The organism is Microcoleus sp. AT3-D2 (genome assembly GCF_036705715.1).
In the GTDB taxonomy this organism is placed as follows: Bacteria; Cyanobacteriota; Cyanobacteriia; order Cyanobacteriales; family Microcoleaceae; genus Microcoleus.
In genome coordinates this window covers 17,171-40,005 of the sequence record NZ_JAUBVE010000072.1, presented here as the reverse complement: position 1 = coordinate 40,005, position 22,835 = coordinate 17,171, and the positions used below count along the sequence as shown (strand labels likewise).

Genomic DNA, 22,835 nt, shown 5'->3' with positions numbered 1-22,835 from the left:
ATTTCAGCCTAAAAGCGTTTGGCTTCCAAGTTTTCACAACTGATAAAGAAATCCGACCGACATCTGCGGAATGTGGGCTGTAATGTAAAGTTTTATTACACAAAATTAAATTTTGTTGTTATAATACCGCTTAAGAGAGATGATATTTCTTTGAGAACCCGCTGCAAAGAAACGTGCAACTTGGGTTTCCTCACTGTGAGAAAAACACTGTGGGAACACAACGGATTTAACTATTTGTGCAGACCAGCTTTAGCAAAAGCTGGTCGTTTCTGTTTAAACATTAAACCCCAACTCAGACAATTTTAGATTGGCGATTTTAGATTTTAGATTAAAACCGCCAATCTAAAATCTAAAATCTAAAATCCCCAAGGGCTGCTCCTAGAAAGTAAACGTCGTTCTGACAACCCCAATCACCAAATCAGAATTATCTTTATTGTGGTCGGGAGCAGTCAGCCAAATCAGGCCAGGAGTGACAGAAATATTGTCGCTCAACTTAAACTGATAAAAACCTTCAAGGTGCAGCGAAGTATCCTTATCTTCCGGCAAAGTCCGATTAGTAGAATTCGTCACCCGCGGCTCCATACCTACCAGAATTCCCGCCATATTTCCTTCTTTCAACAAATCGGGAAAAGCCAAAGTAACGGCCCAGTTCCAGATTTTTTGGTCTCCCCGCTGCACAGAACCCGTAGGAGTAGCCAAGTTGGATAAAATGCGCTGGTTGGTGTAACCCGCCCAACCGCCAATTGCAAATCTCCGGTTCAACTGCCACGAAGCTTGCGCGCCGTAGGAATTGCTAGAAACTGGCAGAGTGCTATCGCTGTCGAACCCAAAGGAACCTAGACGCGCCGGGAAATTAGAAGCATTGCTGCCGGTACCGGTGACGAAGTTGTAGGAGTTAACGTAAGTTAAACCTAAAGCCATGCTCTCGCTCGGTTTGAAAGTCAACTGAGCCAAACCGCCGTAAGAGCCGTTGAACAAACCATTTCCCCGCGTCGGGTCCGCAGCATTGCCGGCCAAATATCCCAAACTCAGTTCCAGTTTTTCCCCAAACTGATGCCGCAGACCGATGCCAGAACCACCAGTTAAATAGTAAATCGGGTTGCGAGTACCGAAGTTAGAAAGAGCGCCGTAGCTGCCGTCTCCGTCAAAGTAAGGGTTGACAGTGTTGGTAAAATCGTCAGCAGCGCCGGCGTTGGCTTCTAGAATTACAGTAGTGCTTTTGCCGAGAGGGAATTGGTAAAGCAGCGCATCTAAACCTACAGTATTGCTAGCCTCGCCAAAAGGCCCGGCATTAAACCGCAATTCCCCTTCAGCGGTTTTCGTATTATTAGTAGAAAACGAACCCAGATTCAAAACTTGCAGTCGAGTTCTCAGCAAATCTTCTCCAGAGAAACTCGTGTCGAAATTGATACGAACCCTGCTGCCAAAAGCCGTCGCTTTATCGGCATCGTTACCTTCAGCATCCTCTCCCCTGGCGATACCCGCCAAACCAAATATGACTTCGCCGTTGAGTTTAGTCGTAGTTGAAAACTGATTTGCTTCTAATTCAGAGGCGCGGGCTTCCAAAGCATCGACGCGGCCACGTAAAGTTGCCAATTCCGCCGCAAATTCTTCTTGCAACCTTTGCACAGAAGCCAAATCTTCTCGCGTCGCCAGATTTCTGGAACCGCCTTGAATCAGCTCACTAACTTTATCCAAACACGCATTTAAACCGGCTGCAAACTCGTAGCGAGTCATCGCGCGGTTGCCTCGGAAAGTGCCGTCAGGATAGCCAGCTATGCAGCCGTAGCGCTCTACTAGGGATTGCAAAGCTTGAAAAGCCCAATCGGTGGGTCGAACGTCGGAAAGTTGCGAAACAGAAGTTACTTGGCCGGCCGGATCTTCGCTGCTGCTGTCTTCTGCGCTGTATTGGTTGATTTGTTCTAAAACATTCGACTGTGCTTGAGGTTGGGCACTTGGATCGTCGGGCGATTGGGAAATTTGCTCGGGCTGTGCGGCGGATTTTTCCGCGTTTAAATTAGTCGGTGCAACGGCGGGTTGCGTTTCGCTTAAGTTTGCGGGCGCTACTGCGGGGATTTGCTCCGTGACAGGTTGTTCGGCACTTAAATTTGCGGGCGCTACTGCGGGTTTGGTTTCGCCTAAATCTGCTGCTGCAACTTCGGGTGCTTTTGCTTGTTCGGCAACTGGGGCGATCGGCTCATTAGTCAAGCTCTCGTAGAGGTTCGCACTTTCTTTCTCAATAGTTTCAACAGTTGATTTACTAGCTAGTGGCGCTGCTTCGACCGCCACTGCTGCAGTCTCAGACTTTGCCGCCTCGGTTGCAGCACCTGCTAATGGCAATTGATGAGCTTGATCTGTGGTGGCAATTTCTACAGGTTGCTCTGCTGCTAGCGCCGTCGAAGATACGACTAAACTTGCTGCCAATACAGCGGGACTAACTAAAAGTCCCTTCCACAAAAATTTGGACATTTTTCCTCACACCACATTGAGCCGATCGCCCGTTCCGAAGATTTAGGCGCCAGCAAATCACCTTCAATATTCTGCCTAATAGTATTTCTTGTCAACAATTGGGGAAATCGCTGCCGGAGAGTGCAGTTTTGCTGCCGCTGATTTCACAAAAACCCCGTTTATTCCCAAAATCCTTGGTTTGAGCTAGATACCTACGTAGAAACCTGGTTGATGGTTCGATATTGCGTAAGTGAGCCCTCACTAAGACTAATATTGACAGCACTGGCGCTAACAAATCGTTTGATCGGCTACAAATACAAGTGAAAAAACTCAAATACGCCCTAGTTCACGAATGGTTGACGCCCTTAGCTACTGGCGGTTCAGAACTGGTAGTACAGGAAATCCTCAAACACGTAGACGAGGCAGATGTCTATGCCCTCATCGACTTTGAATCAGCCAATCCCGAAAGCTATCTTTTCGGGCGACAGATTGGCACAACATTTTTGCAGCACTTTCCCGCAGCCCGCAGCGGCGTCCAAAAATATCTGCCATTTCTGCCGATCGCGATCGAACAACTAGATCTGCGAGAATACGACATCATTCTCTCATCATCCCATGCCGTCGCCAAAGGCATCCTCAGCAGTCCCCAGCAAATGCACGTCTGCTACTGCCACACGCCCATGCGTTACGCTTGGGACTTAACTTTTGACTATTTGCGTAGCAGCAAAGCCGGACGGGGCATCCAGGGTCTGCTGACGCGATATTTGTTGCATCGACTGCGGCAGTGGGACGTAATTTCCGCCAATCGCGTGGATTATTTCATCGCTAACTCTCAACACACTGCGCGCCGGATTTGGCGGTGCTATCGGCGGCGGGCCCAGGTGATTTATCCGCCGGTAAACATCGAGCGATTTTCCTTGATGCGGCAAAAACAAGACTTTTACGTCACAGTGTGTCGGTTGGTAAGTTACAAAAACGTAAGTGCGATCGTCCAAGCATTCAATCAACTCGGGCATACTCTAATTGTCATCGGCACCGGGCCAGAATTAGAAATGATTCGGCAAATCGCCAAACCCAACGTGCAAGTGCTCGGCTGGCAGCCCGCCTCCATAGTGGAAAAGTACATGGCAGAGGCGAAAGCCTTTGTATATGCAGCTTGCGAAGATTTTGGCATAGCTTTGGTAGAGGCTCAAGCTTGCGGAACGCCGGTAATTTCCTATGCAGCAGGGGGCGCTTTGGAGACAGTCCTCGACATTCGCCAACACCCAGAGACTGGGACTGGTTTATTTTTTTCCTCCCAAACCGCACCAGCATTAGTCGAGGCTGTCGAGGAATTTGAGCAGTTGCAAGGCAAATTTGAGCCAGAAATCTGCAGGTTGCGCGCTGAACAGTTTGCCTCCGAAGTTTTTGGGCAGCGCTATCTAGCTTTTGTGGAACGCTGCTATCAGGAATTTCACTCCCGTGATTTTACTGAGTCTGGGGCTTGAGAGTGCCAGAGCCCCATAGCGGGACAATCTTCCTTCTGCCTTTGTATAAGTGCCTTCAGAAGGCCTCTGGATAGGTGCCTGATGCCTTCTTCCTTCTGCCGCCAGAAGCCCTTTTCCTTCTTCCTTCTGCCTTTTGAAGCCTTCTGAAGGCAGAAAATTGAGTATTGGAAACATAATTGAGAGAACAAAGCGTCTTGAGGCTTTATGATCAGGACTGTGTGTGGTGTGAAGTGAAGGAGTAAGATGACTGCCGACAGCCAACTAATCTCCGGCAAGGTAATTCGAGCGATCGCAAGACGCGGTTTTGGGTCTGTCCTGCAAGGAGATAGACGCATAAGTCGTTCTCTACAGAGCCTCGACGGAGAACTTTTCAAGCGGTTATTTGACATCCTGTTTTCCTTATCGGTTCTGATCCTGTTTGCTCCGGTTTACCTGCTTTTGGCTTTCTTAATCGCCTTAAGCTCGCCCGGTCCTATTTTTTACGTACAGGAACGAGTAGGCAAAAACCGTAAAAGGTTTTATTGCCTTAAATTCAGAACGATGGTGGAAAATGCGGACGATATATTGCTGGAAATCATGGAAAATTCTCCGCATTTGCGTCAAGAGTTTGAGGACAATTTCAAGCTGAAACAAGACCCTCGAATTACCTGGATTGGAAGATTTTTACGAATGACCAGTTTAGACGAGTTTCCCCAGTTTTGGAATGTTTTAAAAGGAGATATGAGCGTCGTAGGACCCAGACCTTTAGTTGAAGAAGAACTGCCGAGATACGGCCGTCACATCAACCAAATTCTCACCATAAGACCTGGAATTACAGGCTTGTGGCAAGTGTCTGGTCGCAACGACATTCCCTATCCCCGCCGAGTCCAAATAGACCTCTATTACGCAAATGACAAAAACCTTTGGATGGATATGTGGATTCTTTTCAAAACAATTGGAGTTGTGATTTTTCCCAAAAATAACGGCGCATATTAATTTTTGTCCGCAGTCAGCAATCAGTAGTTAGTTTTATTTATTACTGGCCACTGATGCTGACTACTGACAGCAAGCGACAAACTCTTTGTCAAAACTAAACAGTTCCTTGATGCCGATCGGAGAATTGTGAGTTACCGTAGAGTTTGAGAATACGGCCGGCAGCGAGCAACAGCCTCTGCCAAAAAATTTATTGTGAATTAACACAGCCTGTCAAAGGAAAATCAGATGACGCAACGCAAGCGAGCGCTAATAACAGGTATTACAGGTCAAGACGGCTCCTACTTGAGCGAATTACTGTTAGAAAAAGGATATGAAGTTCACGGCATTATCCGGCGCAGTTCTAGTTTCAATACCGATCGAATTGACCACATTTATGTCGATCCTCACAGCGAGGGCGCACAGTTATTTCTGCACTACGGCGACTTAACGGACGGCACTACTCTCCGCCGGATATTGGAAGAAGTTCAGCCGGTAGAAATTTATAACTTAGGCGCTCAATCTCACGTTCGAGTCAGTTTTGACTCGCCGGAATATACGGTTGACACAGTAGGAATGGGAGTATTGCGGCTGCTAGAAGCAATTCGGGACTATCAGCGCCGCACCGGCATAGAAGTGCGGTTCTATCAAGCTGGTTCTTCGGAAATGTTCGGTTTGGTGCAGGAAGTTCCGCAGAAGGAAACAACTCCTTTTTATCCCAGAAGTCCTTACGCCTGCGCCAAAGTTTACGGTCATTGGCAAACAGTAAATTATCGCGAATCTTACGGACTTTTTGCCTCCAACGGCATATTGTTCAACCACGAATCTCCGCGCCGGGGCGAAACTTTTGTCACCCGCAAAATTACTCGCGCCGTTGCCAGAATAGTCGCCGGCAAGCAGAAAAAGATTTTCTTGGGCAATCTCGATTCCAAGCGGGACTGGGGCTATGCTAAGGACTACGTGCGGGCGATGTGGCTGATGCTGCAACAAGACAAGCCTGATGATTATGTCATTGCTACCAACGAGACCCATTCCATTAAGGAATTTCTCGATTTGGCTTTTACTTACGTCAATTTAGATTGGCAAAAATATGTGGAGTTTGACGAACGCTACTTGCGTCCTGCAGAAGTCGAACTGTTGATTGGCGATTCGACTAAGGCGCGCCAGCAATTAAATTGGGAACCTTCTGTAACTTTTCAGGAGTTAGTACATTTAATGGTAGATGCTGACATGAAAGCTTTAGAGGAGCAAGGTCGGGGTTCGGGCAACGGATTTGATTAAGTCGCTAAACAAAGCGGTCACTGCGAACAATTTGTAGGGGTAGGGCCCCGTGTCTACCCCTTTGGCGAAAGGCGCGCACCGGATGATTGCCGTTGCAAACACTTCACAACTGATCAGAGGATTGTTACAGCTATAGCCTTTCTCAGTAACATGAGGTGCTCATAGGGCATAGGGCATAGGGCATAGGACTCGCCCCCATACCTCACCACGCTTGAGAACCGCTATATTAGCACGATCGACATTCAAAGAACCCGCTTAATTGCTCCCAAAATTTTCGGAGGTGCGGGCTAATAAAAACATTAAAATGATAGTTGAGGACTCGCTACTAATAAATCTAACTTTCGGGTGTGCACGGAGCAGTCCCTATCAGCAGCAGCTAAAACAGATTTGTGGGCAACCTCATCCTGTAGCTGAAAGCTTTTTTTGCTAAAGCAACAATTTTAGAATTGAAATTGTCGATCGCCCTTTATTCAAAATCCCGAGGCTAAAATTATGACCAGCTTGGATTTAAGCAACAAACGCATTCTAGTCACGGGCGGCGCCGGTTTCTTGGGCCGTCAGGTAATCGACCAGTTAGTGAAAGCAGGGGCAGATGCTGATAAAATTTCGGTGACTCGATCGCGCGACAGCGACCTCCGTGTCATGGAAAACTGCAAGCGCGCCGCCGACCAACAAGATATCATCATTCACCTCGCCGCACACGTCGGCGGCATCGGTTTAAACCTAGTCAAACCCGCTGAATTATTTTACGATAATTTGATGATGGGCGCGCAACTAATCCACGCCGCCTACGAAGCCGGAGTCGAAAAATTTGTCTGCGTCGGCACGATTTGCGCTTATCCCAATTTAACCCCAGTTCCTTTCAAAGAAGACGACCTGTGGAACGGCTATCCAGAGGTAACTAACGCACCTTACGGAATTGCCAAAAAAGCTTTATTAGTACAACTGCAATCCTACCGCCAGCAATACGGATTCAACGGTATCTACTTGCTACCAGTAAATCTGTACGGCCCGGAAGATAACTTTGACCCGAAAAGTTCCCACGTCATCCCCGCATTAATTCGCAAAGTCTACGAAGCCCAAGAAAGGGGAGACAAAACACTGCCAGTTTGGGGCGACGGCAGCCCTAGCCGCGAGTTTTTGTATTCCACAGATGCCGCCCGAGGAATTGTGATGGCAACGCAAGATTACAGTGAATCTGACCCGGTTAATTTGGGAACGAATAGCGAAGTTAAAATTCGCGATTTAGTGGAAACCATTTGCGAATTGATGGGATTTGAGGGTGAAATTGTTTGGGAAACAGACAAACCGAACGGTCAGCCGCGCCGCTGTTTGGATACCCAAAGGGCCAAGGAAAAGTTTGGTTTTGTTGCGGAGGTGAAGTTTAAGGAAGGATTGAAAAATACGATTGATTGGTATCGAAAACACGCAGTTTGAGTGTGAAAAACCCGGTTTCTTGAAGAAACCGGGTTTTTTTAGGAAAGGTGGTGAATGGAAGTAAATCAGCAGAAAGAACTTGTTAGTAAAGCTGGCTCTCCCTTACTTGGTGTACCAAACGATTAGTTTAAGTAGTTAAAACTCAAGCTATGTATGAATCGAAGGAAAAAATGCCTCCAAATTAACTCAAGTAAGACCGGAAACCCTTGCGGTGTAAAAAATTATGCCATTAATTTTCGATAAATTAACACACTAAGTACGGAAGACGCGGCATATTTAGCCTTTCATACCGTAAATCAGCAACGCCGAATAAGAATGGAAGGGCGGGTTTTACAAACAATCTGTGGGTAAGACCAACAATATAGTAAACCCGCCCCCACTCCGGGCGGTAAATCGCAATTGCTTTCGATCGATAAAAAAGCCGATCGCAACTTATGCCAATCTGCGTTTTGGGCGATCGACTACCTCTAAAGGAATATTCAAAAAAACATTTTTCACAATTTATTAAAATTTATTATACTTGTCAGGTGCGGAGCGTAAATATTCTCTCACTCCCTATACAAAATCAAACCTGACCGAAAACAATTTGGTCACTAGCCGCGCGATTCATTCCTTTGCAGGCTGACTGACGGTGTAAAATTTCCAATCTAAAATCTAAAATCAAATGACAGCCGACAAACCCGGATTCAGTATTAGCGCGACCGCCATTCGTCGCCACATCGGCACCCTCATGCTGACACTTGCTATTATAATCGTGGGCTTTTTTTATATCACCCAACTGCCCGTTGACTTGCTGCCCTCCATCACCTATCCCCGCATCGGCGTGCGCTTAGACGCCCCCGGAGTCTCCCCAGAAGTAGCAATAGACGAAGTTACCCGCCCCCTCGAACAAGGACTTTCCGCCACTGAAGGGGTCATGCAAGTTTTCTCCCGCACTCGCGAAGGACAAGTCAGCGTCGATTTATTCTTCAGACCGGGGGGCAACATCGACCAGGCCCTCAACGATGCCACCGCCGCGGTCAACCGCATCCGCAACCGACTTCCCGATACCGTTGAATCCCCCAGACTCTTCAAAGTTGACCCTTCCCAGCAGCCGATTTACGAATTTGCCCTCACTTCCGACTCCTTGCAAGGAGTTGATTTGCGCGTATTTGCCGACGAAGAATTATCCAGAGAACTAAACGTAATTCCTGGAATAGCAGCAATTGACGTTGCCGGCGGCGTGCAAGAAGAAATTCAAGTAAATATTGACTTAAATCGCTTGCAATCTTTAGGTGTCAGTATTTCCGACGTTTTATCAGCGCTGGAATCCCGCAACCTCGACACTTCCGGCGGGCGGCTGCGGCAAGAAGCTGCGGAACCTTTAACCCGCACTGTGGGGCGGTTTCAGAATGCAAAAGAAATTCAGGAAATTTCGTTTCAAGCATCGGGTTCTAATCCGCCCAGACGAGTGTTTTTGCGCGATTTTGCTCAGGTAATTGACGGTACAGAAGAAGAACGAGTTAAAGTATTTCTCAATCAGAAATCCGCCGTAAAAATTAGCATTCAAAAGCAGCCGGACGCGAATACAATCTCAGTTGTAGATGGCATCAAAAAGCGGCTAGAAGAATTAAAAGCATCCGGGGCAATTCCCGAAGGCACGACTATCGTCAATACCTTCGACGAGTCTAAGTTCATCCGCGATTCTATTAGCAACGTCCTATTTTCTGGTTTAACCGGGGCTGTTTTAGCGGGGGCATCTGTATTGCTGTTCCTGGCTTCCCTTCGCCAAACTTTGATTATTGTCCTAGCAATTCCCCTCGCAACTTTAATGGCGATTATCCTGATGGGAGTTTTTGGCCTATCTCTGAACGTTTTCAGTTTAGGGGGTTTGGCGCTGGGTGTGGGAATTGTGGTCGATAACTCGATCGTGATGCTGGAGAATATTGTCGAAGGAACCAGCAATAAAAACACTGCAAACGGTCAGCGTTTAAGTAACAAGCAATTGATGCAGCAAGCAGAAAAAAGCAGCCAAGAATTAGAATCCGCTTTATTTGCTTCCACCATCACTAACTTAGTTGCTGTACTGCCATTTTTGCTAATAGGCGGCTTAGTTGCCTTACTTTTCAACGAATTAATTCTCACCATCACCTTTTCCGTCGCCGCCTCTCTGATTGTCGGATTGACAGTTGTACCGATGATGGCTTCTCGGCTGCTAGCGCTGCGGGTATCCAGCGGTTTGAGCAACTTTTGGCCGCTGCGCGCATTCGATCGATCTTTTACTAATGCTACCGCCGGCTACGGTAAATTTTTATCGGGAGTAGTGCGCTGGCGGTTGATTATCATTGCAGTAGCGATTATTGGATTGGGCGGTGGCAGTTGGCTGATGGCTGGTCAAATCCCCCAAGAAATATTGCCCAGAATTAATACTGGTCAAGCGAGATTGTTTGCTTTGTTTCCTGCAGGCACAAATTTGGCAACCAACCAAAAAATCATGGCAGAAGCGGATAAAATTATCCTCAGCCAACCAGAAACTCAATACACTTTAACGACAGTGGGCGGGCTGTTGTTCGGCAACAATACGGTTGAGAATGTGCTGCGCGGCGGCTGCAACATTACGCTGAAACCTGGCACAAATACATTGGATTTTGTGCAGCGAGTTACGCAAGAATTGAATAAAAAAATTGATTTGCCCAAAAATACTCGTTTGCGCCTGAATCCAGAAAACGTGCGGGGTTTGGTTTTAACTAATTCGCCAGTGCGCGGCGCGGAAGTTGATGTCCTGCTTCAGGGCGAAAACGAACAAATATTGCAGCAAGCCGGCCGCGAGATATTGGCAACTTTGGATCAGAAGGTAAATTTAGCTACTTTTCGCCCGGATGCAGACCCACAGCAAACGGAAGTGCAGATTCGCCCCAACTGGGAACAAGCGGAAATCTACGGGTTGAATGCGAGGCAAATTGGAGAGGCGATTCAGACAGCAATTCAAGGTTCTGTTCCTACGCAATTGCAGCGGGGAAACCGTTTGGTTGATGTGCGGGTACAGTTCGATCGCGCTGCTGTTCAATCGATTTCCGCACTAAAATTTATCCCTTTAACTGCTAGGGATAACAGCATTATCCGCTTGAGCGATGTGGCGAATATTGAACTGGGAAAAGCGCCTGGGGAAATTCAAAGGCTTAACCAGCGCCAAGTTTTCATGATTGCTGGGAATGTTAATAAGGGCGCGAGTTTGGGCGATGCTTTGAAACAAGTGGATGCTGTTTTGTCTGAAATCAAATTGCCGCAGGGAGTGCGAGTTATACCGAGTTCTGCGGCTGAAACTAACCGGGAATTGCAAAGTTCGCTGATTGTTTTGGGCTCTTTGGCGGCGTTTTTGGTATTTGTGGTGATGGCGGTGCAGTACAATTCACTTGTCGATCCGCTGGTGATTATGTTAACGGTGCCTCTGGCTTTGGCTGGGGGGATTTTCGGGTTGTATGCGACTAAAACTGCGATCGGCGCAACGGTGATTGTGGGGGCGATTTTGCTGGTGGGAATTGTGGTAAATAATGCGATTATTATGGTGGAGTTGGCGAACCAAATTCGGGAAGATGAAAAGGTCGATCGCACAACAGCAATTCTCAGGGCGGCACCTCAGCGCTTGCGTCCGATTTTGATGACAACTATTACCACAGTTTTGGGTTTATTTCCCCTAGCTTTGGGCATTGGAGACGGTTCGGAATTCTTGCAACCTTTGGGTGTGGTGGTGTTTTCCGGTTTGTCGCTGGCGACGCTGCTGACGCTGTTTATCATTCCGTGTTTCTATATTTTGCTGCACGACTTCTTTGGGATGTTTGCAGGGAAGAAGAAACCGCAGGCGGTTGCTATTCCCGTGCAGAAGGTGGCGAGAAAGACTCCGAATTTGTAAAATGTAGGGTCAGCAAATACGCACTTTTCCCACAATCCGACAGGGGTTTAAACCCCTGCCTCATAGCGAAAGTCGGTTTTTAACCGACTGCTGATTGTGAGGGAAAGCCTTATCGATTTCAGTCCTCTTTTAGAGGACTTTTGCTATGAGACAGGGAATTCATTCCCTGTCGGACTGTCGGACTTACCAAAAATATCGGTGCTGCATTGGATGTTAAGCTGACGCAGCGTAATAAAATCAGCCAGTAAGGTGAATTTGACATTAGAAATTATTTATACTACAGTATATACTACATAGCCCAACTGGCCAAACAAACTTAAACAAAAATGCCCTACGAAAAATTAGACATATCAGCCCCAAAACCAGTATTATCTTGGGCAAATCACGCCCTGGGCGAAAAAGAAACCAAGATGACCGCAAACGTAGCATCTTTGCCCTTTGTATTCAAACACGTCGCACTAATGCCGGATGTACATTTAGGAAAAGGTGCTTTAGTCGGTTCAGTAATTGCCACAAAAGAAGCGATTATTCCGGCTGCTGTGGGCGTTGATCTGGGTTGCGGGATGGCTGCCATTAAAATGCCTTTCACCGCAAACAAATTAGAAGGCAAACTCAAACAAATTCGCCTCGATATCGAATCTGCAATTCCCGTGGGATTTGCGGAAAACAAGGAAGTAGAAAAAACTGTCACCAACTGGCAGGGATGGCGAGAATTTAAGGAACTTCATCAAGGCGTGCAGCACCAAGACAATAAAGCCTTAAAACAAATGGGTTCTCTCGGTGGCGGTAATCATTTTATTGAGGTTTGCGTTGATACTGAAAACTTTGTTTGGCTGATGCTGCATTCCGGTTCTCGCGGCATTGGGAATTTGCTCGCACAGCAGCATATCGAGACTGCTAAAGATTTAGCTAAACTGGCAGAAATTAGTTTGGCTGACAAAGATTTGGCTTATTTTGTAGCGGGCACGCGGGAGTTTGCGGCTTACTGGCACGATTTGCAGTGGGCGCAAGATTATGCTCGTTTTAATCGCGATGTAATGATGAATCGGTTTAAGCGAATTGTGGAAAAGCACGTCGCGGGCGGCAAATCTGTTAAGCCGTTATTAGAGGTGAATTGCCACCACAATTACGCAGAAAAAGAGGTGCATTTTGGGGAAGATGTGTATGTGACTCGCAAGGGTGCTGTGCGCGCGGATGTAGAGGATTACGGGATTATTCCGGGTTCGATGGGGGCGAAATCTTTTATTGTTAAAGGGAAGGGAAATGCTGAAAGTTACTGTAGTTGCAGTCACGGTGCGGGGCGCTTGATGTCTCGCACTCAAGCGAAGAATGTATTCACTCTGGATGATTTTGTGCGGCAGACTGAGGGGGTTGAGTGCCGGAAAGATGAGCAATTTTTAGATGAAATTCCGGGGGCTTATAAGCCGATTGATGAGGTGATGAGTCAGCAGTCGGATTTGGTGGAAGTTGTGGCGACTTTGAAGCAGGTGGTTTGTGTCAAGGGTTGACAGGAACAGGTTTATTTGTACTCAACTTACCTGAAAAGTGCTGTATAGGAAGAAGGGGGAAATTGAGCTTAACTCGATTTCCCCCTCTTGACAAACGCTTTGTTTTCTGAACTTTTTCTCTAACAGACCATCTGCTGCCACTCAATTTCTAGCAAGCGCAGCAGCCTTTCATCGCCCTTGGCCTTGGCTGCTTGCTTTCTACGATCGAGAATATTGCAAATATTCGCCTGGTGGACTTGCGCCACTTCCACAACTGTTGGGTAATAATCCACCGCCGCTGAGGCGCGGGCTGCTGCGACATCCCGATCGCCAGCTTGAGCATCTCGCTTTTTGGTATAGTTTGGGCCGCCGTATTTTTTGGGGTTGGGAATGTGTCTCGGATACCGATAGTTCCAGTTTTGGCCCCGGTATTTGCCCGCGACTTCGCCTTCGATCATATCGACTGTCGGAATATCGTACTCGTAGTTTGAACCGCGATAAGTGAGTTTCATATTTTTTGATCCTTATATGTATGGAGATAAAAAGGGCAGTCAGGTTAGCTTGGTTTTTTTCGCTAAAACTTTTTTAGTTTCTGTATTCAATTATACTGTTTTTTTAGATAAATCGCTTTTATTTACAATAATTAATATTTTGAGGGGCAGACGGCAAGAAAAAACCCGCCGGAGCGGGTTTAATCGAGTTTTTGACTAATTCGAGCAGCACCCGGAGCGAAACTGCTTCGCTTGGGAAGAACTAGCCAACTGTCACCTGATCGGTTTGCACGTTTGTGGCACCTTCTTCCGCAGAGGCGATCGCCACCAACTTGTCGAGAATTTCCTGACTAGGAACTTGACCTTTGAGAACAACCGTGCTGCTGAGCTGAGCCACATAAACAGTCTCGATATCAGCAACTTCTGGATCGCCGTCAAAAGCTAAAGCAACCCGCTTCGCGAGGCCGCTTTCGTCAAAATTTCCGTCTGGGCCGACTTTAGCAGGAGCGATGGATTGCGCTTGGGCTGCTTGTTGTACTACTTGTGCCATCGGTTCAGCCTGGGGTGCAGGCTTTTCGAGTCCGAACAGTCTTTTAAACCAACCCATAGTAGTTGAGTCTCCTGAAAATACACTTTTTACACGATAGCTCTAGAATTCCAAAAGACTTGTAATTGTTGCAAAACTCAGTGAAATTTCTCAAAATGTTTTCCGGCAGACTTTTACAATCTCAAATTTCCCCTGATATCTAGATGTTGATTTGGCTATTTTATGTATAGGACGCTACGCCTTGGATTGCAGGCCAGTAGTCGAAATAGTTCCCACTTTTACCTGGAAAAAACTTCACAGCGCGCCGGAATACATTCCCGGTTTTTTTAACTACTGGGGACATCTCGTGCTTGTCATCGAAGTGTGAGCACTGATACAGGGGACGCTAAACCCGTGCTTAATTGGGGGTAGCCCTGCATATAAGCTGTAAATCTAATTCTTAACTTTTTATATCATTTCCGGTTACACTCATACATGATGTTGACGGTTTACAGTGAACAGTGAACAGTGAACCGTCAACCGTCAACAGTGAACTCGAATTTACTATTCCGATGCTAACGGATTTGATATTAGATAATATTGTTCTGCTTCCGACCAATTCAGTTTAAGCAAGGAATCATCTCCCCATGTCAGCTTGAGACTCGGCTTAAAGGCTGTCACCCCTAAAGCGCTAATAATCTGCGCTGCTACAGCTTTCGCCAATAGCGGAGGTACAGAATTTCCGACTTGGCGAAAACCGTGCCATTTTGTAACGTGAAATCTAAACCAGTCAGGATAGGAATGCAGTCGCGCAGCTTCTCTGACTGTAATGCACCGAGGGGCGATCGGGTGAATCGGTCTCGGCGAAGTATAAGCCCCCCTCGCCCTATCGGTTCCAGCCCTGAGAGTGTTGCAAACTCCGTCGAGGTGAAGCTTGTAAAAACGGCTGATCGGCTCTTTTTCGCCATGTTTTGCCGCGTGAAACCTTTCCATACATTCCTGAGAATGTTTAGTTCGCAAACTACAAGAGAGGATTTGTCGATCGTACTCGCGATCGTAGGAATAATCATCATCCAAACCATCAATTCCGCGCATTATACTCGCATAATTGCTGCACTTTCCGTACTCCGCCATCACCCAATCTCGGTGCAGCAACTCGCTGTAGTTTTCCACTTCCGGCAAATCTCCAATCGCATCCCAAACTGTCGGGACAGCAGGTAAATTAATTTTTTTATAGCGTTTAGGAATTTTAATCTTTGGCAGTATAGTAGTTTGCTGAGGGTATTTTGGTAGCTCATAACCTTCTTTGCACCCAATCAAAAACAATCGTTTGCGAGCTTGCGGCACTCCATAGTGAACAGCGTTGAGAACTTGATAATTTTCTTCTACTTTATAGCCCCGTTTCAGAAAAGAGCTAATTAAAACATTCAGGAGTTCTTTGTGTTCTCCTGATGCAATTCCCGGCACATTTTCCATTACAAAAAACTTGGGCTTTAGCTCCAAAACTAAGCGCTGAAAGTGAAAAATTAGAGAATTTCGTGGGTCATCCACATCGCGCTTGCCCATCATCGAGAATCCTTGACAGGGCGAACCGCTGATTACTACGTCAATCTCGCGCCGCCCGATCGCCGATTTTTTCCGAATTTCTGAGCCCGTAAGCGCTGTGACATCTTTGCACAGAATAGAACATAGCGGGAAATTAAACTCGTGTGTGGCGCAGTGAATAGGGTCAATTTCGACTGATGCAAGTACATCAAAACCTGCTTGTTCAAAGCCCAGAGTCATGCCGCCCGCGCCTGCAAATAAATCAACAGCGATCGGTCGCTTTTTCCGATTGCTTGGCATCACATTTCAATAAAAAAGTTGCTTTAATAGAACTTAAGGAAATCAACCGCGTTTCTGGTAATAAATCGTGGGTTTGTCTACGATCCAGCCACAAAGGAACCGGGTTTATACATAACCTTTCAATACGAAAAATGCTTTAATAAGCTGTATTTAATTTGACATTTTTCATGATTTCCGCAGCGGCCCGATCGCACACACCCACATCTCCGAGACTTTCCCGCATTTCCCGATAACCCGCCAAAGTTTGCTGGCGTCGATCGGCATTTTGCAGCAATTCCAGTGCGTGGTTCACTATATTTTCCGCAGTCGCCTCGTCTTGCAGCAACTCCGGGACGATCGGCTTCATTTGCACCAAATTGGGCGGAGACATAAAAGGAATCGAAAATTTCAGCACATGGCGAAAAATCCAAGCCGTAATTGGACTGACGCGATAGAGGACAACTTGCGGAACATCCAGCAAAGCCAACTCCAGATTAACAGTACCAGATTTAGTAATCGCCAGATCGGCAGCGGCCAAGATTTCCAGAGTTTGATTTTCTAACAAAGTAGCCCGCAAACCGTAATTCTCAATCGCCTGTTCAATTTTGCTGCGAAAAGCTTTGTTAGCAAGCGGAATCCAAAAATGAACTTCCGGCAATTTAGCTTGAATAATTTGAGCGGCCTCAAATATAACCGGCATCAGGTACTTGAGTTCTTGGTGTCTGGAAGCGGGAATTAGGGCGATCGACACCTGTTCCGGCACAATTCCCAAAGTTTTGCGGGCCAGTTCCCGGCTGGGCGCAGATTGCATTCTATCCACCAAAGGATGACCAACCCAACTCACTTGGGCTCCTTTTTTTTGATAATAACTAGCTTCCTCTGGGAAAATTGCCAAAAGTTGGTCGCAAATACTGACAATCAGATCAGTATTGCGAGGAGAAATCGACCAAACCCATTCTTGAGGTGCGATGTACCAAACCACGGGCAAATCAGGCAAACAGCGACGGATATAGCTGCCAATACCGAGATTAGGAGTCAAATAATCAATCAATACAACAGCATCCGGGCGGAAGTTTTTGAGATATTGTTTAGCTTTTTGCTGAACTTTGATTGTGGGCCAAATGTACGGCACTGATTCTATAAGGCCCATAGAACCAATGCCCAAAGTATCGCCTAAAATAGTAGCACCCGCTTCCGCCATACGAGGGCCGCCCAATCCGGTTATTTCTAACTCCAAACCAGCGGCGACAGCGTAACGTTTTAAGGCTGCAACTAACAAAGCTCCTTGCAAATCGCCCGAAACCTCACCAGTGCTGATAAAAATTTTCATATTTTGAATTTATACAGGTGAGATGTTTGCTAATAACTCGGTAACAGCATCATATTGATCGGGCATATTAGCACAGCGTAGCAGTAATTCTAAGTCCTGATCGGGAATGAATGTACTCCGGGCCATCTCCTGATAATTTTCACCTGTTAAGTAATAGATAGATAACTGACTATTTTGCCAAAACCAGACTTCCCGAACGCCCAATCTTTTGTAGAATTCTAGAGTATTTATCCCGCCACTGGTAATTACCACTTCAATAGCAATATCTGGGACTATTTTTTGCGTTCCTATATCATAAGAATCATCTGGCTCTTTTCTACCGCCTAATTCTCTGTTACCTAGAGTCGGGCCGCCCTTGCCGTAAAATCGAATCCCATTTGCTCTCATATATGCCTCTAGCAGCATACAGAGAGTTTTCTTGATTATTTCGTGTTCGGGCGAGACAGTTATAATTTGCAGTTTTTTATCGAGATAGAAAAACTTCACACCTCTGACATCTTTAAAAGCTGCTTCTATCGCTTCAAATTGCTCCCAACTAACATCTGAGAACCTGATGCAGCCATCTTGTTCTGTTTCAGGGGATGTAGATTTGACTGAAGTATATACATTCATCGGGCAACAGTCGCTTAGTTCATAAGTTTATTCTACCTCATTTACTTTTTGCCAGGAATCAAACCGCGCCGCCCTTTGGTTATAGACTGCTGCACAAATCTCTGCAGGTGCTGCAAGTGGGGATTTTCCGGCAACAAATCCAACTGTTCCAAAGCTCGATCGAGAGTGTAGCCAGAACGGTATAGAATACGAAAAGTTTTCTTCAAAACTAGCAAATCTTCTGCGGTAAAACCGGCGCGTTCGAGGCCTATTTTGTTGATTGCTCGCACTCTCGAAGGATTCCCCTCGACTAGCATATAAGGAGGTACGTCTCGATCGATCCTGCTCAAGCCGCCCACCATAGACAAGCGGCCGATGTGGACAAACTGGTGAACGCCCAAAACACCGCTCAATCGGGCTTGAGACTCGATTTTAACGTGTCCGGCTAAGGCTACAGCATTGGCGATAATTACTCGATCGGCGATCGCGCAATTGTGTCCCACATGAACATAAGCCATCAATAGATTATGATTGCCAATTGTCGTGCTTTCTCCGGCTCCTGTAGCGCGGTTGATTGTCACGTATTCCCGAATCAGATTGTTGTCGCCAATTTTCACCCTAGTCAGAGAACCCTCGTATTTCAAATCTTGAGGTTCCAAACCAATCGCCGCACCGGGAAAAATTTGATTGCGAGCGCCTATTTCTGTTAGCCCGTCGATAATTGCATGGGCGCCAATCTTAGTCTCCGGCCCGATTTTCACTCTTTCCCCAATTACAGCATAAGCTCCCACTTCTACAGTCGGGTGAAGTTCAGCGCGGGGATGAATCACAGCAGTTGGGTGAATCAAAGTAAGCATTTTTCAGTTGTCAGTTGTCAGTTGGCTGTTGTCCGTTGTCTGTTGACTGTTGGCTGTTGTCTGTTGGCTGTTCTTAGTTATAAATTACCAATTACCCGTTACCAATTCCCCAATTTAATCTACCATCGAAAACGTCAATTCTCCTTCACAAACTTTTTGTCCGTCTACTTCAGCCAGAGCCTGCATTTTTGCGAAGCGGCGGCGTTTTACCCACAGCAATTCTACAGTCATCAGCAACTGATCGCCCGGTACAACCTGACGACGGAACTTGACTTGATCAATTCCGGTAAACATCCACAATCCTTGCTTGATGTCGGGCAACTGAGCCAGAACAATACCGCCAACTTGAGCCATCGCTTCGACAATTAATACTCCAGGCATAATCGGCCGTCCGGGAAAATGCCCTTGAAAATGAGGTTCATTGAAAGTCACATTTTTAATTCCTACAGCCTTCTCGGACGGCACGTAATCAACAATCTTGTCAACCAGTGCAAAAGGATAGCGATGAGGCAATAATTTCTGAACTTCTTCGAGAGTAAAAGTAGATTTAACCGCTGGAGAATCTTCACCGTTTTTGGTGGGGACGGATTCAGAATTAGCAGTATTGAGGGTGTTAACTTCAGTCAGCGTAGACATTGCTTGAAGACTTTTGAGTGTGGTATTTCAGAAGGCAGAAGGTAGAAGGCAAATGCAATCTTAACAGAAGATAACCTGTTTTTTCCTAACTTTTATCTAGGGTAGCTAGAGCTTCCGATTTCAGGGCTTGGGCGAGTTGGACGTGCAGATTGTGACTGGCTTTGTAAGCCAAGTAGTGAGCTTTTGGCCAAGTTCCGAGCAGACTGAGGTCGCCTGCTAAGTCTAGGATTTTATGGCGCACTGGTTCGTTGGCAAATCTCAAAGGCGGGTTGAGCCAGCCGGATTGATCGCAAACTAGGGCGTTCTCTAGGGTACCACCTTTGATCAAACCTGCTTGTCGCAATTGGTCAACTTGGCGAGCAAGTCCAAAAGTGCGGGCTGGGGCGATCGCGCTAGCAAAACTTTCTGCCTCTGGCGACCAACTGTACCATTGATTGCCGATCGCCTGTTCCTCAAAATCAATTCCGTAACTAAATCGAGTTTCGGCTGAGGGTAAAGCCGCTGCAAAAGCATCCCCGTGACGCACCCAAATTGGCTGTTCTAGGACGAAGGAGGAAGTGGGGTATTGCTTCGATTCTTGAGGAACTAAGCCGGTATGGGCGATCGCCTCTACCCAAACCAGAGCCGAACCGTCCAGCAGCGGCACTTCTGGCCCATCAACCTCTATTCGAGCATTATCCGCTCCCATCCCCGCCAAAGCGGCTAATAGATGCTCTACAGTGCGAATTTGAGCATCGATACCTGCCAGTTCAGTTGAAAGTGCAGTCTGAGAAACCGCCTCAATTTTTGCAGGAATTCTCGGAGCACCAGGCAAGTCAATTCTGACAAAATAACGGCCTTCCCCAACCTCCGCAGGCAAAACTCGGACGCGAGTTTGTTCGCCGCTGTGCAAACCGATTCCCGACAGTTCAAATTCAGATTTGAGGGTGTGAATAGTCATTTGGAAGATGGAAGATGGAAGATGGAAGATGGAAGATGGAAGTTAACAGTAGGTTGCGCCGAGCCGCGCACCTTAGACATGATTTGTAGGGTGCGCCGAGGCGCAGCTTACTAATTAGCAATTAGCAATTAGCAATTAGCAATTACTCCTAACTAATAACTAATGACTGCTGACTAATGACTCTTCGTTAATTAGAATCGCTCACCAATTCCAAAGTGAATTTGATTGTCGCCAGTGTCGTTGATACCGTAATCGATCCGGATCGGCCCTAAAGGAGATTGAATCCGCACGCCGAGGCCGTAACCGTAACCGCTACCAGGCTTTTCGCGGATACCGGCCGGGTCGCCCGGGACATCTTTGCCCGTGCCCAAGTCAGTGCCAGCATCCAAAAATAGCGCTCCGCCGATAAACGAAATAATCGGGAAACGGTACTCAACGCTGGCTTCTAGGAAACTGCGACCGGCTCCCAGGTCGCCTTCGGCGTACCCGCGTACCGAGTTGGCGCCGCCCAAGGCAAAGGCTTCATAGGGAGGCAAATCCCCGAATACGGTGCCGCCTTTAACACTAAATGCCAGGGTTTGAGGGCCGGGGGTAAAGTTAGTGTACTTGACTGGTAGGTACAAGCTGTAGCTGGCCCGCAGGCGGTTTAAGAGGATGCTGCCGGAACCTACAGGAATCGATTGTTCCATGCCAAATCTGAGCAGGGAACCGCTAGTGGGGCGGAGGGGGTCGTTGCGCCGATCGCGCACTGCACCTGCTTGCAAAGTTGTCAAGTCATCCGAACCCGAATCGCTAAAACTCAACTGGTTGCCGAGTTCGTCCTCGGACTCGCGTCGGCCTTTGCGATCGGTAATTGAGACTCGCTGGTACTGCAAGCCGACTGAAGCTGTCCACTCAGAATCGGCAAAAGGATTCCGATCCAGGGGACGGGTGAAATTGATGCCGGCACCGGTGCGGACGACGCGGGGTCGATCGTCGTTGGGCAATCTGACTTCCCGTTCGCCACCGTCAAAAATCACGCTGATCGATCGTCTTCTAAACGCATTAATCGTATAAGAAGTCCGGTAAGGATCGCCCGCAATCCAAGGGTCAGTAAAACTCAGGTCAAACAGCGTTTGGCGTTCCCCGATTTGTACTTCAGCCCCCAATTTCTGGTTCCTACCTCTCAAGTTTTGCTGCTGGTAACTCAGCGTACCGAACAAACCCGTCGCGGAACTCAAACCTGCACCAGCCGCCAGAGAACCGGTATTTTTCTCAATGACGTTAACAATTACTCTTGCCTTGCGGGGGTCAGTCGTTCCCGGTTCCAAGGCAAGTCGCACGTCTTCAAAAATTCCCAAACCAAACACCCGCCTCAAATCTCTTTCCGCCTTGGTGCGGTTAAAGATGTCTCCGGGCTTAAGTTCTACTTCACGGGTGATGACAAACTGACGGGTGTTGCCTCCGATCGGCTGACCCGTGGCATCTGTTGCCTCTCCCTCCTTGTTCAGGAAGCGGACATCAACGGATTCGATCTGGCCTTCTGCCACTACTAGGGTGACAGTTCCGTCGTCTCCTACTTGCGGGGCATCAGTGATTTGGCCCAAAACATAGCCGTTCTCTTGATACCAGGCATTAATTTTTTTCACTCCCTCCTCAAAGCGGCGGAGGTTGAGAATTTTGCCGTATTGATCGCGGAAGCTTTCGTCAATTACGCTTTGGGGCAGCACTTGCTGACCGGTGATTGTCACTCCCCGCAGCACCGGATTTGGCTGCACAATAAAAGTCACCCGGACGCCCAACGGGGTGTCTTCCGGTACTGCCCGCACGTTTCTGAAAAAGCCCGTGGCAAAAATGGCGTTGATGTCTTGTTGCAGTTGGCTGCGGTTGGTCGTGCGTCCCGGCTGGGTGCTGATGACTCGGTAAATTTCGCTTTCCAAGTCTTCCGTCGCCCCGGTGACGGTAACTTCTGCAACTAGCACTTGCGGTTCTGCCGCCCCGGCGGGTGCAGGGGTTTGTCTGGGCTGCGGTGCTGGGCCAGGGGGCAATGGGGGAACGGTGTCGGTGGGCGGTCCCGTCGGGGCCGGTATTGTTGGAACTTGGGCGTTTTGAGCGATCGCCCCGGATTCCTCTGGTTTCCCTAGCTCTGCTGCGATCCAGGCGGGCGTTACAGCCGCTTCCGATGGGGGGAGCGAGCTTTCCTGTTGCGCCTCTGGCAGCGCGTTTTGGCTGCTAGAGGCGGGGGAGGGGTTGGATGCTAGCTCTGGTTTGAGTTGAAGGCTCGGAGGTGAAACCGGGGAGGGCGGCTCTGTGACTAGCCTTGGGGGTTGTTCGCTGTTGGGTTCTCCTCTGGCCGGGGCCTCCGCTATTTTTAGGGCTTCCCCTTTGCTAGTTTTAGCGGCTTTGCGGTTTTGAGGAGGACTTTCAGTTAATTCTGGAATGGGGCGATCGGGTAATTCGATCGACGGGGCGGGCGGAACGGCAGCCAAAGCTTCCTCTGCTGATTCAGAGTAGGATGTTTGGCCACTTGCCGAATTTGATAACCCGAATGTTGCTGAGACAGTAAAAACTGCCACCAATACAGCAGATAAACGCATTTTTGTTCACTTTTTTGGGCAATCCACACACCACATTAGTCATTATTCATTAGTCATTAGTCATTAGTTATATAAGTCGGTGGA

The 22,835-nt window shown here is 47.6% G+C and carries 16 protein-coding genes; 6 read left to right on the top strand and 10 right to left on the bottom strand.

Going from position 1 to position 22,835, the window contains the following annotated elements; translation table 11 throughout:
- Positions 1 to 378: 378 nt before the first annotated feature.
- Positions 379 to 2,469 (bottom strand): iron uptake porin, encoded by a 2,091-nt coding sequence (locus tag QUB44_RS24255; RefSeq protein ID WP_333371465.1) that lies wholly within the window; start codon positions 2,467 to 2,469, stop codon positions 379 to 381.
- Positions 2,470 to 2,768: 299 nt separating this feature from the next.
- On the opposite strand from QUB44_RS24255, the gene QUB44_RS24250 reads away from it, so the two are divergent.
- The 6 genes from QUB44_RS24250 to QUB44_RS24225 all read left to right on the top strand — a co-directional run bounded on the left by QUB44_RS24250 (position 2,769) and on the right by QUB44_RS24225 (position 13,001).
- The gene (locus QUB44_RS24250; RefSeq protein ID WP_333371463.1) at positions 2,769 to 3,935 is read left to right on the top strand and encodes a glycosyltransferase; all 1,167 of its coding nucleotides are present in this window, start codon (positions 2,769 to 2,771) and stop codon (positions 3,933 to 3,935) included.
- A 243-nt stretch (positions 3,936 to 4,178) separates the two neighbouring features.
- Positions 4,179 to 4,910 carry a sugar transferase gene (locus QUB44_RS24245; protein ID WP_333371461.1) on the top strand — a complete coding sequence of 244 codons (732 nt, stop codon included), beginning with the start codon at positions 4,179 to 4,181 and terminating at the stop codon, positions 4,908 to 4,910.
- A gap of 225 nt (positions 4,911 to 5,135) precedes the next feature.
- A complete protein-coding gene (gene gmd, locus QUB44_RS24240) occupies positions 5,136 to 6,167 on the top strand; it encodes a GDP-mannose 4,6-dehydratase (protein ID WP_333371459.1) in 1,032 nt (343 codons plus the stop codon).
- A 492-nt stretch (positions 6,168 to 6,659) separates the two neighbouring features.
- On the top strand, positions 6,660 to 7,604 hold the full coding sequence (locus tag QUB44_RS24235; RefSeq protein WP_333371457.1) for a GDP-L-fucose synthase: 945 nt from the start codon (positions 6,660 to 6,662) through the stop codon (positions 7,602 to 7,604).
- A gap of 664 nt (positions 7,605 to 8,268) precedes the next feature.
- Positions 8,269 to 11,493 (top strand): efflux RND transporter permease subunit, encoded by a 3,225-nt coding sequence (locus QUB44_RS24230; protein ID WP_333371455.1) that lies wholly within the window; start codon positions 8,269 to 8,271, stop codon positions 11,491 to 11,493.
- A gap of 326 nt (positions 11,494 to 11,819) precedes the next feature.
- Entirely contained in the window at positions 11,820 to 13,001 is a 1,182-nt protein-coding gene (locus tag QUB44_RS24225) for an RtcB family protein (RefSeq protein ID WP_333371453.1), read from the top strand.
- A gap of 119 nt (positions 13,002 to 13,120) precedes the next feature.
- Here the strand turns inward: QUB44_RS24225 and QUB44_RS24220 are convergent, their stop codons facing one another.
- From QUB44_RS24220 to QUB44_RS24180, 9 genes are all read right to left on the bottom strand, one after another.
- Positions 13,121 to 13,492: a DUF4278 domain-containing protein gene (locus tag QUB44_RS24220; protein ID WP_333371451.1), complete on the bottom strand. Its 372-nt coding sequence runs from the start codon at positions 13,490 to 13,492 to the stop codon at positions 13,121 to 13,123.
- A gap of 241 nt (positions 13,493 to 13,733) precedes the next feature.
- Entirely contained in the window at positions 13,734 to 14,078 is a 345-nt protein-coding gene (locus tag QUB44_RS24215; RefSeq protein ID WP_333371449.1) for a BON domain-containing protein, read from the bottom strand.
- 483 nt (positions 14,079 to 14,561) lie between these two features.
- Positions 14,562 to 15,842 carry a DNA cytosine methyltransferase gene (locus tag QUB44_RS24210; RefSeq protein WP_333371447.1) on the bottom strand — a complete coding sequence of 427 codons (1,281 nt, stop codon included), beginning with the start codon at positions 15,840 to 15,842 and terminating at the stop codon, positions 14,562 to 14,564.
- Between the two features lie 136 nt (positions 15,843 to 15,978).
- The gene (gene lpxB / locus QUB44_RS24205; RefSeq protein WP_333371445.1) at positions 15,979 to 17,151 is read right to left on the bottom strand and encodes a lipid-A-disaccharide synthase; all 1,173 of its coding nucleotides are present in this window, start codon (positions 17,149 to 17,151) and stop codon (positions 15,979 to 15,981) included.
- 9 nt (positions 17,152 to 17,160) lie between these two features.
- Positions 17,161 to 17,763 carry a Uma2 family endonuclease gene (locus tag QUB44_RS24200; RefSeq protein WP_333371443.1) on the bottom strand — a complete coding sequence of 201 codons (603 nt, stop codon included), beginning with the start codon at positions 17,761 to 17,763 and terminating at the stop codon, positions 17,161 to 17,163.
- 41 nt (positions 17,764 to 17,804) lie between these two features.
- Positions 17,805 to 18,599, bottom strand: a complete 795-nt coding sequence (lpxA, locus tag QUB44_RS24195) for an acyl-ACP--UDP-N-acetylglucosamine O-acyltransferase (RefSeq protein ID WP_333291913.1) — start codon at positions 18,597 to 18,599, stop codon at positions 17,805 to 17,807.
- A gap of 114 nt (positions 18,600 to 18,713) precedes the next feature.
- Positions 18,714 to 19,235, bottom strand: coding sequence for a 3-hydroxyacyl-ACP dehydratase FabZ (fabZ, locus tag QUB44_RS24190; RefSeq protein WP_333041219.1), 522 nt, complete (start codon positions 19,233 to 19,235; stop codon positions 18,714 to 18,716).
- An 85-nt stretch (positions 19,236 to 19,320) separates the two neighbouring features.
- Positions 19,321 to 20,175, bottom strand: coding sequence for a UDP-3-O-acyl-N-acetylglucosamine deacetylase (lpxC, locus tag QUB44_RS24185; protein WP_333371440.1), 855 nt, complete (start codon positions 20,173 to 20,175; stop codon positions 19,321 to 19,323).
- Positions 20,176 to 20,366: 191 nt separating this feature from the next.
- Entirely contained in the window at positions 20,367 to 22,751 is a 2,385-nt protein-coding gene (locus QUB44_RS24180; RefSeq protein WP_333371438.1) for a BamA/TamA family outer membrane protein, read from the bottom strand.
- Positions 22,752 to 22,835 lie beyond the last annotated feature (84 nt).